The sequence below is a fragment of the Pedobacter miscanthi genome, assembly GCF_003315595.1.
GTDB classification, from domain to species: domain Bacteria; phylum Bacteroidota; class Bacteroidia; order Sphingobacteriales; family Sphingobacteriaceae; genus Pedobacter; species Pedobacter miscanthi.
In genome coordinates, this window is sequence record NZ_QNQU01000025.1 from 61,364 (window position 1) to 74,230 (window position 12,867).

Below are 12,867 nucleotides of genomic sequence, written 5' to 3' on the forward strand. Positions count from 1 at the left end.
AATTAAAATAGTTACATTTGAGCTTATACGCATAAACCCAATTTAAGATACATGTCTAAATTTATAGATTACTTAAAAACCAAATCGTTTAGAAACAACATTTTAGCTGCCATAGGTACAGTTTTCGCGCTACTCCTGATTGCATTTTTTAGTTTAAGATATTACACCAAACATGGCGAAGGCTTAAATGTGCCGATGGTAAAAGGTCTTTCTTTTGAGCAGGCGGTAAAAAAACTGGAAGATGCCGGATTAAAATATGAAGTAGATTCTGTTTTTATTATGGATCAGCCTGCCGGGATTGTAATTGATCAGGATCCTGACCCAAATACTTTTGTGAAAGATAACCGTACCATTTATTTAACCATTAATGCCGGCAAAACCCCGAATACAAAATTCCCTGATATTGCATTTAAGACCTTACGTGAAGCGCAGGCCATTATCGAAAGTTCGCGATTAAAATTGGGCGACACCACTTACAAACCGGATGTAAGCCGCGATGTAGTGCTCGAAGCCTCTTTTGGCGGTCAACCGATTACAGCCGGACAGATTGTGCCGGTAGGTTCGAGGATCAACCTGGTACTGGGCGATGGTCGTGGAAACGAGGAAGTTGATATTCCACAGTTAATGGGCTTAACGATGGATGAAGCAAAATTCAGTCTTAGGGGCTCTAACTTAACTTTAGGTGTTATCAGTTATGATGGGCCGGTAACTGACAGTGCGGCGGCAGTGATCATCAAACAGGATCCGATGATTCTTGATTCATTAACCAAAGTACCCCTTGGTACCAAAATAAATATTACCCTTTCCAATAAACAACAATAAAATACGTATAAGATACCGATGACTGAAGTAGAAAAAAAGACCATGAGTACTGGCAAAAAAGCGGCAATAATTGTGGCGCTGGTTGTTATTTTAATTGCTGGTTACTTCGCACTTAACCTTTACAGGCTTTACTTTGCCCCTAATATTACCGAAAACCAAAAATACCTATATATTAAAACCGGCAGTAGTTATGATGATTTGCTTGCGGAAATTAAAAAGAAAGACCTTGTAAAAAGCATTGGTACTTTTACAGCCGCGGCCGGAAAAATGAACCTGGCTACCAGTGTAAAACCAGGCCGTTACCGTTTAAAAAAAGGCATGACCAACCGTACCTTAATCAACCTGATTAAAGCCGGAAACCAGGATCCTGTTAAATTGAAATTCCAGAATATCCGCAAAAAAGAAAATTTTGCTGCCTATCTGGCCAGTAACCTTGAAGCCGATTCGTTAAGCTTTATCAGCGTTCTGGATTCAACCCCGCTGATCAGCAAATACGGTTTTAACCAGGATAATGTTTATGCCATGTTTATTCCGAATACCTACGAAATGTACTGGAATATCTCCCCTGCCGACTTTTTTGAACGCATGCACAAAGAATATGATAAATTCTGGAACGCCGACCGCAAACAAAAAGCAGCAAGTTTAAACCTAACCCCTGCTCAGGTATACACATTGGCCTCAATTGTTGATGCGGAAGCACTTTATAATAAAGAAATGCCGGTTATAGCAGGTTTGTATTTAAACCGTTTGAATAAAGGAATTTTGTTGCAGGCTGATCCTACTGTGATTTTCGCAAACAACGATTTTACCGTTAAAAGGGTAACCGGAAAATTATTGCAGGTTCAATCGCTTTACAATACCTATAAATATGCTGGTTTGCCTCCGGGACCGATTATGATGCCAAGTATTAATGCCATTGATGCCGTATTAAACCGCGACAAGAACAATTACATTTATATGTGTGCCAAAGAGGATTTTTCGGGCTATCACAACTTTGCAGAAACAAAAGCAGAACATGAGGTCAATGCAAAAAAATACCGTGAGGCTTTAAACAAAAGAAATATCTTTAAATAATGTATAGCCACAGTACAAAAATCAGGGTGCGTTATGGCGAAACTGACCAGATGGGCTACATGTATTATGGCAACTATGCGCAATACTACGAAGTGGGCCGCGTAGAGATGTTGCGCAGTTTAGGCATGAGCTACAGCTCAATGGAAGCTGACGGCATTATGATGCCTGTTTTAGAGCTCAAATGCAAATACATTAAACCAGCACTTTACGATCAGGAAATCACCGTTAAAACTATTATTAAAACTTTACCGGGCATCCGTATTTTTTTTGAATACGAATTGTATAACGAAAGTGAAGAATTAATAAACATTGGGGCTACTACGCTTGTTTTTGTCGACATGAAGAAAAACAAACCCACTAACCCGCCCGAAAACTTTATGAAAAAGTTATCAAAGTTTTTTAATTAATAGCTAAAATGGAATGGTTACACAGGCAATTACTTCATCTTAAGCTCTATTCTAGGTTTATAGAATGGACTAAAGGCTGTATTTTGCCTGGTTTTAGCCCACTGCCATTATATACTGTAGCTACTTTTTTCTTTCGGGAAATTGGTAAAGATGCTTTGGTAAACAAGTCATCATCGCTGGCCTATAGTTTTATGCTGGCTATTTTCCCGGGAATTATCTTCCTTTTTACCCTGATTCCCTTTATCCCGATCAAAGGTTTCCAGGATCAGCTTTTAAACCTGATCCAGCTGGTACTGCCTCACAATGCTTTTGATGCTTTTGAAACAACATTGAAAGACATTATTAAAAAGCAGAACACAGGTTTATTATCTTTCGGTTTCTTATCGGCACTATTTTTTGCCACTAACGGGGTTAAAAACCTGATGAAAGCCTTTAACAAATCATCTTTAATTATTGAAACCAGGGGTTGGTTAAAACAGCGACTAATTGCGTTGATTTTAACCGTTATCATCTGTTTTTCGATTATTATCTGCATTAGTGCCATGGCCCTGGGCGAAATTTTGCTGATTAAAATTAACGATGAACTTCATTTAAAAGACAGCTTTCTTGTTTTTACGGTAAATTTTACCCGTTGGGCACTACTGGCAATTTTGTATTTCATTACCATCTCCATTTTATACCGCTACGGACCATCGCATACCAAAAAGTGGCGCCTATTCAGTGCCGGCTCATGGCTGGCTACCATTTTAGCTTTTCTTACCATTTGGGGCTTTTCCTTTTACATCAACCATTTTGCATCATATAACAAGGTTTATGGTTCTATTGGTACCTTAATCGTGGTAATGATCTGGCTTTACCTCAATTCATTAATTTTATTGATCGGTTTTGAGCTTAATGCCAGTGTAGATGTAAGTAAACGGAGTGTTAAAATTATCCGGCCTACCTTCAATTTATTCAAAAAAACAGACCCGATAGAAGAGAATATCAGAAAGAAATAGTTTTTTTCTCCCTCATTGTTAAGGAATTATCAAGTTAATATAAAAAAAACGCATTCTGAGTTTGCAGATTTAAGTGGAGTTCGTACTTTTGCCTCCGGAAAGCTGGCAGAGTGGTCGAATGCGGCAGTCTTGAAAACTGTTGACTGTAACAGGTCCGGGGGTTCGAATCCCTCGCTTTCCGCCGAGGCATCAAAACCTGGATAAAGCCTGAAATCGCAAGATTTCAGGCTTTTTTGCTTCTGAAAATATTCTTTCTCTATTCTAGCGCAATCTCAGCGCTTCAACCTAGGCCGCATTGCCTGATTGAGTTTTAGAATAATTTCTTTGATAAAAGTCGTAAAAGCGCAATCATCTGCGACTGCGTTCCACAGATTAAAACTTTCGCTAATGTGAGCATTAACCCTATTTTTGTAAATTAGTTGAAAAAGAATAAAACGTTTTTGATATTTAAAGCTTGATTTTTAGTTTATTTTTAATGATAAAATGGAATGTTATGAAATTTTCTTCAAAAGCAGAGAACATTTTGGGCCAGATCAATACCAAAACCAAGTTGGGAGACTTACGCAAGATTGCCAAGGATATCAAAAAGGATCATGAGCTGGCTGTGGAGTTATGGTCAACGGAGGAGTTTTTTCCTAGGCTATTGGCCATCCTGATTATGGACAATAAACAGATCTCGCAAGATTTCATCAATGAGCTTGATAAGGATATGCAAACCCATCTCTTAGATGAACGAACTCAGCTAATGGATTGGTTTATGGCCAACCAACTTACGAAAGACAAGAAAACAATTACCTTGATTGAATCATGGAAAAATAGCAAATCTGCTCTTCAGAGACGGATATTCTGGTATTACCAGGCCCGGTTGAGGTGGATGGGACAAGCACCACCTTCAAACACACCAGAATTATTAGATAAAATAGAAGCTGACATTATCAAGGAAGAACCTGAAGTTCAATGGGCAATGAATTTCACAGCCGGGTGGATTGGAATTCATGATAAACAATACAGAAAACGCTGTATAGCCCTCGGAGAAAAAACAGGCCTCTACAAAGGTGAAATGGTATCCAAAGGCTGTACGCCTGATTATTTGCCAGAGTTCATTACCATTGAAAGCGACAAGCGAAATTTATAATCGAGCTAATTGTCTAATCTCTGCTTATAAAGCAAAACAAAGAAAATATCCTTTAAGTCTTCCGATTAACTCCCTCATCCCCGTCCACAAAAATGAAGCCCAACAAGAAAGAATACATTTCACATTCCGCATGATACGAAAGGAAGAATTATTTTCAATTCTTCTATTTTTATTTCCACAAAACCGCATCTTTGAAAATATGCAAGCAATCATATTTTGTGGCATTCAGGCAACGGGAAAAACTACTTTTTTTAAAGAAAAGTTTTTTAAAACTCATGTTCACATTTCCATGGATTTATTGAATACACGAAATAAAGAACTTAGATTTATCGAAACGTGTATCCTTACCTCCCAGCCTTTCGTGGTAGATAATACGAATCCTTCCCTAAAAGAAAGAGCAAAATATATCGCAATTGCAAAAGCAAATAAATTTAAAGTAACCGGATATTATTTTCAATCGAAATTATCTGATGCTATTGAAAGAAACAATCAACGTTGCGGGAAGGAAAAAATCCCGGAAATAGGCATAAGAGGAACCTTCAAAAAGCTAGATTTACCTTCCTACAGCGAGGGTTTCGACGAGTTGTATTATGTAACAACTGAGAATAACGAATTTACTATAAAACCATGGTCGGATGAAGTTTGATAATTTAGATGCTAAAATGAGGGTTTACGAAACTGCTCAGGATCGTTGTATTTTGCCTGAAATGTATATTGTTGCCAGAATTGATGGTCGTGGCTTTACCAAACTTACCAAAGAAGTGCATCAGTTTGAAGCGCCATTTGATGAAAAATTTCGGGATTTAATGGTCGAAACGGTAAAACACCTGATGAACTGTGGTTTCAATGTTATATATGGTTACACGCAAAGTGATGAAATATCATTGTTATTTCATCCCAACGAACAAACTTTTGGAAGAAAAACCAGAAAATACATTTCTATTCTTGCCGGCGAAGCCAGTGCTAAATTCTCATCACTTTTAGGGAGTGCAGGTGCGTTTGATTGCCGTATTTCTGAACTTCCGAACAGGAATTTAGTAGAAGATTATTTTAGATGGCGGAATGAAGATGCACACAGAAATGCATTAAATGCGCATTGCTATTGGCGATTAAGGCAGGATAATTATACGGTAAAAGAAGCAACGTCAAAAATTGAAGGTATCAGCATTGCTGCAAAAAATGAACTGCTATTCCAATATGGTATCAATTTCAATAACCTTCCTTCATGGCAAAAAAGAGGAATAGGCTTTTATTGGAAAAATATAAAAAAAGAGGGTTTTAATCCAATAGCAAAAGAAGTTGTGCAGGTAGATAAACGAAGTTTGTATAATGATTTTGAATTGCCTATGCGGGAGGAATACTCCAAATTTATACATCATCTACTGGAGAAACATCAAGCAAAAACGTTATAAAATCAACAGATAAGCTTGTAACCCACTCCCCTTAAACTGATGATCTGGATTCCGGTTTCACCTTTTAAAAGCTTGCGCAGGTGTGCCATAAAAACATCCATACTACGACCATTGTAAAAACTATCTTCACCCCATATTTTAATCAAAGCAGCTTCGCGTTCCAAAATGTTGTTGCGGTTTTTCAGCAATAATTCAAGCAAGATGGTTTCTTTATAAGAAAGTGAATATTCGGCTACAGAAGTTTTTAACTTTTGGGCAAGTGGATCCAGTTCACAATTTCCGAACTGATATTTTTGGGTTAAATCATTATCTTCCTTTTGCGTATGGCCAAATCTTTTCAAGAGCGATTCCATACGCACCAGCAGTTCATCTATACTAAAAGGTTTTTTGAGGTAATCGTTACCACCACTTTTAAATCCCATCACCACATCTTCGGTTAAGGCTTTTGCGCTTAAAAATATGATAGGAATATCAGGATCTGATTTCCTGATTTCGGCAGCCAAAGTGTAACCGTCTTTCTGCGGCATCATGATATCGAGTACACATATATCAGGCTTTTGTTCCTGAAACAGCTTCAAGGCCAGTGCTCCATCCAAAGCCAGTTTTACATCGTAACCACTGCTGGTTAAACCATCAAGCACAATTCTTGCTAAAAAAGGCTCATCTTCGGCATATAAAACCTTAGTTTTCTTCATACAATGGCAAAATAATCATAAAATTACTTCCTTTTCCGGGTTTACTGTGCAGATCAGCCCGTCCCCCGTGTAACTCCACAACCTGTTTTACATAGTGAAGCCCCAGGCCGGATCCTTTCACATTGTGTATATTATCCTGGTTAAAAATCCTGAAGAAACGTTCAAAAACCTGTTGCTGATAAATTTCGTTAATCCCCGGTCCATTATCTTTAAAACTGATCGTTAATTTATGATCAGCAACGCTACACGAAACCTCGATTTTAGATTGAGAAGGCGAATATTTCAGCGCATTATCGATCAGGTTATAACATACATTCGAGATATGCATCGCATCACCTTTGATGAAGTAAGGTTCATCCGATTGCAGGAGTATAAGTGCTGTATTTTTTTCGCGCACCTGGACCTCCATGGCAAATATTACCTGTTGTAATACCGGTTGTATATCGAAAAGGCTAAACTGCAATTTTGCTTTACCCAGATCCATTTGCTCCTGTTTGAGCACCTTTTCAATCATGGCCTGTAATCGCTGCAATTCGTGACGGCTGATGTTGAGATAATTCTCCAATTTTTCGGGCTGATCAATTAAATGGTACTTTTTAATCGATTCGAGCGCTACCGAGATGGTTGAGATTGGGGTTTGCAGTTCGTGGGTCATGTTACTGGTAAAACTCATCCTTGCCTGTGCATATAATTCCTGGTTTTTCATCAGCCTGATGAGCAGGTAAAAGGCTGCCGCGGTAAGTAACAGCATCAGGAACGACGAAATGAGGTAGTACCGCATCTGAAAGATAATCAGCCAGGTGATAGCAGGAACCACCAGTTGATATCTGTTCTGAAACTTAAGGTTGTAGGTATATTTTCCGCTGGTAAAAGACGCAAAAGTTTTGGTTGGTAACTTTCCCTTTATCAATCTTCCGTCCGAATAATCGTAAAGTGCATAATTTCGGTTAAGGCGTATGCCAAGCTGATCGAGCCTGTGGTTTACCAGACTATCCATTACCTTTAAATCATGTTGATCTGCCAGCGAAACTTCGCGTTGCGATTTTCCGTCGGTAATGGTGCTGGATTTATAACCGGTTTTCTTTTTAGCATCGTTAAGGAACGACATTTTCATTTCCACCACCGAGCTGTCGTTCGTGATTCCATAGTGGAACTGGCTCCTCAGGTTATCAACTTTGAGTTCATCAAAGGCCTGCCTAAGCGCCAACCACTCCTGTGAAAGAAAAAATTGCTGAAAACGAATACTTTTTTCGTGCCCATGGGCAATGCTCTGGTAGGTTATCCGCTTAGAAGCATCACTTACAATGGATTCGAGTTCTACTATAACCGATTTTTTTTGTGCCAGATACAGCTGTCTGATCCATGCGCACTGTAAACACAGACTGATGATCAGCGTGATCACCGCTAAGGGGAAAACATATCTCGACCTAAGCCATTTCATTCCCCTAAAATGAGCAAATCATTTTATCAATGGAAGCATGAGCTGAAGATTTAACCTTATTTAACCGAGATTAACTTTGCTTTACAAGGCCGACAATTAGTTTTGAAACATGAAAAAATTAATCCTTCTCCTTTGTTTCTACTTTCCTTTAATCACTTTTGCACAACTGCGTAAAGGCATGGTAACCGATAAATCCGGCGAACCGATCGATGGCGTAACCATTAGTCTTCGCCACGCAGACTCCACTATAGCCCTGCAGCTTTCGAAAAACGGATTGTTCAGTTTCCAACAACCTTTAAAAGGAAGTTATATTTTACTCGCAAGTGCAGTTGGATATAAAAATTTCAACAAAACCGTGAGCCTGCCGTTGGATTCAATAACTATTGTAATCACATCCGAAGATAAAACCTTGGAACAGGTAACAGTATCGGCATCAAAACCGGTAATAGAAAGAAAAATCGACCGGGTAATTTTTAACGTAGAAAACAGCATTGTGGCCAGTGGCGCTACGGTTTGGGATGCATTGGGTAAAGCTCCCGGCGTACAAACACGGTTTGATGGCGGGATAACAGCGAACAATAAAGGTGTGGTGCTATATATGGACGATAAACCGATCAGATTATCGGGCGAAGATCTGGCTGCGTATCTCCGCAGTTTGCCTTCAGATAACATTGCTAAAATAGAAATTATTGCCAATCCCACTGCCAGATATGATGCCCAGGGCGGTGCAGTGATCAATATTATTTCCAAAAAGCCAAAAGGCGATGGTTTTAACGTGATACTTTCTGGTGCCTATACCCAATCAACATACGGTAGTTATAACTCAAGCATGGTATTCAATTATCGTAAAGATAAGCTGAATGTATATGGCAGTTATGGGTATAGCAGACGTAAAAAAGATCATACAGAAAATGAATATATCATTTATAATGCACCAGGAAGCTATTCTGACTGGAGAAATGAAAAATCAGGTTTACGTCTTGGGAACGCCAATAGTTATAAAATTGGTGCCGATTACAACCTTACCGATAAACAGGTGATCGGTTTTTTAGTGAATGGCTACAATGGCAACAACAACAGGCCCAATAATACACTAACCACCATTGTAAATAACCATGCTGCTCAGCCGGATTCTATCCTGCACACCCAAAACTTTTCTGATGGAAAGGCCTATCAGTATAGCTTTAACTTCAACTATAAGATCAAATTAGACACCAACGGACAGAACATTAATGTGGATATTGATTATGTGCCATATCAGAACAAAAACAACCAGCAAGTAGATACTTACGGCACATTGAATAATGGTAGTCTGCTCCCTGATCAGTACCATATTTTTACGCCTTCCAATCAGAATATTGATATCTACTCCGGAAAATTGGATTATACCGATAAGTTTTGGGGAAAATGGACGTTTGAATCTGGGCTAAAATACAGCAGTATCCGTACGCGTAACAGTTTCGATTTCTATAATAATCCATCCACAGGTCCCGAACTGATAAGCAGCCGTAGCGACCGTTTTGAATATTCCGAAAACATATCAGCCATTTATGCCAGTCTTACAGGAGATGTGGGTAAGTGGAGTTTCGAAGGTGGTTTGCGTGGCGAATATACCCGCACAAATGGTAAGTCGATTGTGTTAAATAGTAACAACCACAACAACTATTTTAAGCTTTTCCCAACACTTTTTGTGGTTTATAAAATCAATAAAAACAACGAAATTAACCTCACTTACAACTCGAGGATCAGCAGGCCTGAATACTGGAGGCTTAACCCTTTTAAATCTTACACCAGCCCGTACACTTACCTGGAGGGAAACCCGGCATTGCAACCCGCCTTCATTTACAATGGCGAACTGGGTTATACTTATAAACAACAATACAACATTTCATTTTATCTGAGGCGGACGGTTGATTATTTCAGTAATATCAGTGTACAGGATAATATCTCAAAACTCTTTTATGATACGCAACGAAATCTAGACCTGAGCCAGGAAATGGGTTTTGCAGCTTCTTTTCCTATTAAACCAGCTTCGTGGTGGGAAATTAACAACTATGCGCAGGGTTCTTACCGGCTGGAAAAGTCGGGATATTTGCAAGCCCGTTACGATTACCATGTTTGGGGCATTTACTTAAGTTCTAACCACGCCTTTACACTACATAAAACGCAGGGTTTAAAAGCAGAAATCAGTGCCTGGTATTCTTCACCTACCATACAGGGTATTTATAAACTTGCAAAACTTTATGATGTAAGCGCCGGTGTGAGTAAAAGTATGTTTAACAAAAAAGGCACTTTAAGGTTGGCGGTAAACGATATATTCTATGGCAATGCCTATCGCATTGACGTAAACTATCAAAACCAGCTCAATGGCTTTTATGAAAAAAATGATACGCGCAGTGCAACTTTAAGTTTCTCATACCGTTTGGGAGGAAATCCGACAGCAGCCAGAAAAAGAACTTCGGCCAGTGAAGAGGAAAAGAAACGGACGCAATAAACCAGATTTGATAATGATTATTGAAAAAATGGTCTAGAATCTGCTTGATGAAATCGTTCTGTTATGCTGTCTTGAATATCCTCGAATTAATATCTTTTTTGGCATGAAAAACCCTGAAATTAATTGCCATTGACAGACTGTCGTCCTCTCGACTGGAACGCAGTGGAATGGAGAGATCTATCACGAGATAGATTTCTTAACTAAGTAATCCCGTAACTCTTAACGGAGCACAACCACATAAAAAAATATTTCACTCAACTCGCCACCAAACTCCTGTAGGCTTTAAGGCTCATCCCCTTTTGCGATTTAAAAAACTTGTTCAAATGGCTTTCATCGGTAAAACCAAGTTCGAAAGCAATTTCATTAATCCGCATATCGCTAAAACGCAAACGCGCTTCGATCAGTTTGATCCTTAAATTGGCAATGTACTGCTGTAGCGTTTCTTTGGTTTGCTTTTTAAAATACTTACCAAAATAATTTTCAGAAATCCCGAATTCAGCACTCAGCTTTTCGGCCCTCAGTTTCTCCGGATTATAGATATTCGCCTGTATATAGTTTAACAGATCAAGTGTTTTCTGTTCCGAATCTTCCTTAATGCTGGCAGGCAGGTATTTGGCAATGTTACGTGCTACCAGCACAATCATGGTATCGACCATTTTGGTGATCAGCTCTTTATTGTAAAGATCACGGTTTACATATTCCGCAATCATGGCCTCAATCAGCGATTTAACTAAGGGTTTATCTGAAAAATTTTTAAGGATACAACCTGGCTGGTGACTGGCATTCTGAAGGATATATTCCAATCTTTTCACATCATCCGTATGAAAATCCTTAGAGCGCAGATAAACATTCCCGAAACGCAGAAAGAAAAATTCTGTCGTATTTTCAATATCGAACGAATGGCAATCATCGGGTGTAATCAGGAACATGTGTCCGGCACGGTAATCGAACTTGTTATTATTGATACATTGTTTACCACTGCCCGACAAAACATAAACCAGTTCGAAAAACAAGTGTTTATGCCCATATTTCGGACATTCATCGAGCTTTTGATAAACAATTTCGTAGGGTTCGTATAAAGTTTCTTTAATCATGCTACAAAAACCAGGCGCAAATTTACTAATTAATAGCGAATTTATACCGGATTATAAAACCATATCGGTTTATATTTGCTATATAAAAAAGAATAAATTAGTATTAAAATAATCAGTAAACCATGAAAGCAATAGGATTTAAAACCTCACTACCCATAAACGAAAGCGAAAGTTTTATCGAATTTGAAACACCCGTTCCACAAGCAAAAGGACGCGATATCCTTGTCAAGATCAAAGCCATCAGTGTAAACCCCGTTGATTTTAAAATCCGCCAGAACAGCGCGAAAGACACCGTACTAGAAAACCCAAAAGTAATTGGCTGGGATGCCGTTGGGACAGTAGAAGAAATTGGCGATGGAATAACATTTTTTAAACCCGGAGACGAAGTTTATTATGCCGGTGACCTTACCCGCAGTGGCTCAAACGCCGAATACCAACTGGTTGATGAACGCATTGTTGGACTAAAACCAAAAACTTTGAGTATTGCCGAAGCAGCAGCCATGCCATTAACTGCACTTACGGCATGGGAATCACTTTACGACCGTATCCGGATCAGCGAACAAAAAGACAAAGGAAAAAGCATTTTGATTATTGGTGGCGCAGGTGGCGTAGGTTCGATTGCGATACAGCTTGCCAAAAAAGTAAGTGGTTTAAAAGTAATTACCACAGCCTCAAGGCCAGAAACAAAAGAGTGGTGTAAAGCCATGGGTGCTGATGTGGTGGTAGATCATAAAAACCTGGTTGAAGAAGTACATGCTGCAGGTTTTAACGAGGTAGATTTCATCCTCGATTTTGTTGACCTTAACAGTTATTGGGATGCAATAGTGGAACTGATTAAACCACAGGGCCATATTGTATCCATCACTGGTTCAGCCACTCCGATCGCTTTAAACAAGTTGAAAAATAAAAGTGTTACTTTTTCGTGGGAGCTGATGTACACCCGTTCGATGTTCCAAACAGACGATATAGAAGAACAACATCAGATTCTAAATCAGGTTGCCGAACTTCTGGATAAAGGAGAAATCAAAACCACGCTGAAACAAACATTGAAAGGATTTACCGTAGAAAACTTAAAAGAAGCACACCGTTTGCTCGAAAGTGGTAAAACGATTGGTAAAGTGGTGATTGAATATTAGTATCTCAAGGGCCGTCATCTCGACTGAAGCGCAGCGAAACGGAGAGATCTATCCCGAGTAGATTTCTCCACTTCGTTATACTCCGCTCGAAATGACGATATAAGGGAGTTTCGCTGACGATAATTTGTGAGGAATTAAACAATAAAAAAAGAGAGAAGC

General features: G+C 39.0%; 12 protein-coding genes and 1 tRNA gene. 10 read left to right on the forward strand and 3 right to left on the reverse strand.

The window, feature by feature from the left end; genetic code table 11:
- The first annotated feature begins 51 nt into the window (after nt 1-51).
- From DRW42_RS23240 to DRW42_RS23275, 8 genes are all read left to right on the forward strand, one after another.
- Nucleotides 52-822, forward strand: a complete 771-nt coding sequence (locus DRW42_RS23240; RefSeq protein WP_113951263.1) for a PASTA domain-containing protein — start codon at nt 52-54, stop codon at nt 820-822.
- A gap of 18 nt (nt 823-840) precedes the next feature.
- Nucleotides 841-1,896 (forward strand): endolytic transglycosylase MltG, encoded by a 1,056-nt coding sequence (gene mltG / locus DRW42_RS23245; RefSeq protein WP_113951264.1) that lies wholly within the window; start codon nt 841-843, stop codon nt 1,894-1,896.
- Nucleotides 1,896-2,303 (forward strand): acyl-CoA thioesterase, encoded by a 408-nt coding sequence (locus DRW42_RS23250; protein WP_113951265.1) that lies wholly within the window; start codon nt 1,896-1,898, stop codon nt 2,301-2,303. The genes mltG and DRW42_RS23250 overlap by 1 nt, the downstream gene beginning before the upstream one ends.
- An 8-nt stretch (nt 2,304-2,311) precedes the next feature.
- Nucleotides 2,312-3,301: a YihY/virulence factor BrkB family protein gene (locus DRW42_RS23255; RefSeq protein ID WP_113951266.1), complete on the forward strand. Its 990-nt coding sequence runs from the start codon at nt 2,312-2,314 to the stop codon at nt 3,299-3,301.
- Nucleotides 3,302-3,397: 96 nt separating this feature from the next.
- Nucleotides 3,398-3,482: transfer RNA gene (locus DRW42_RS23260), tRNA-Ser, on the forward strand.
- A 312-nt stretch (nt 3,483-3,794) separates the two neighbouring features.
- Nucleotides 3,795-4,436 (forward strand): DNA alkylation repair protein, encoded by a 642-nt coding sequence (locus tag DRW42_RS23265; protein ID WP_208643620.1) that lies wholly within the window; start codon nt 3,795-3,797, stop codon nt 4,434-4,436.
- Nucleotides 4,411-5,082, forward strand: a complete 672-nt coding sequence (locus DRW42_RS23270) for a bifunctional polynucleotide phosphatase/kinase family protein (protein WP_208643621.1) — start codon at nt 4,411-4,413, stop codon at nt 5,080-5,082. The genes DRW42_RS23265 and DRW42_RS23270 overlap by 26 nt, the downstream gene beginning before the upstream one ends.
- Entirely contained in the window at nt 5,072-5,848 is a 777-nt protein-coding gene (locus tag DRW42_RS23275) for a tRNA(His) guanylyltransferase Thg1 family protein (RefSeq protein WP_113951268.1), read from the forward strand. Before DRW42_RS23270 ends, DRW42_RS23275 begins: the two co-directional genes overlap by 11 nt.
- A gap of 2 nt (nt 5,849-5,850) precedes the next feature.
- Here DRW42_RS23275 and DRW42_RS23280 read toward each other — a convergent pair whose 3' ends face one another.
- Together DRW42_RS23280 and DRW42_RS23285 are read right to left on the reverse strand one after the other, a co-directional pair.
- On the reverse strand, nt 5,851-6,543 hold the full coding sequence (locus tag DRW42_RS23280) for a response regulator transcription factor (RefSeq protein WP_113951269.1): 693 nt from the start codon (nt 6,541-6,543) through the stop codon (nt 5,851-5,853).
- Entirely contained in the window at nt 6,530-7,984 is a 1,455-nt protein-coding gene (locus DRW42_RS23285) for a sensor histidine kinase (RefSeq protein WP_113951270.1), read from the reverse strand. The genes DRW42_RS23280 and DRW42_RS23285 overlap by 14 nt, the downstream gene beginning before the upstream one ends.
- Nucleotides 7,985-8,093: 109 nt before the next feature.
- On the opposite strand from DRW42_RS23285, the gene DRW42_RS23290 reads away from it, so the two are divergent.
- Entirely contained in the window at nt 8,094-10,478 is a 2,385-nt protein-coding gene (locus DRW42_RS23290; protein ID WP_113951271.1) for a TonB-dependent receptor, read from the forward strand.
- A 254-nt stretch (nt 10,479-10,732) separates the two neighbouring features.
- On the opposite strand, the gene DRW42_RS23295 is transcribed toward DRW42_RS23290, so the two are convergent.
- Nucleotides 10,733-11,572 carry an AraC family transcriptional regulator gene (locus tag DRW42_RS23295; RefSeq protein ID WP_113951272.1) on the reverse strand — a complete coding sequence of 280 codons (840 nt, stop codon included), beginning with the start codon at nt 11,570-11,572 and terminating at the stop codon, nt 10,733-10,735.
- A gap of 122 nt (nt 11,573-11,694) precedes the next feature.
- Here DRW42_RS23295 and DRW42_RS23300 point away from each other — a divergent pair, with 122 nt between their 5' ends.
- Nucleotides 11,695-12,708, forward strand: a complete 1,014-nt coding sequence (locus DRW42_RS23300; protein WP_113951273.1) for a zinc-binding alcohol dehydrogenase family protein — start codon at nt 11,695-11,697, stop codon at nt 12,706-12,708.
- Nucleotides 12,709-12,867: the final 159 nt, after the last annotated feature.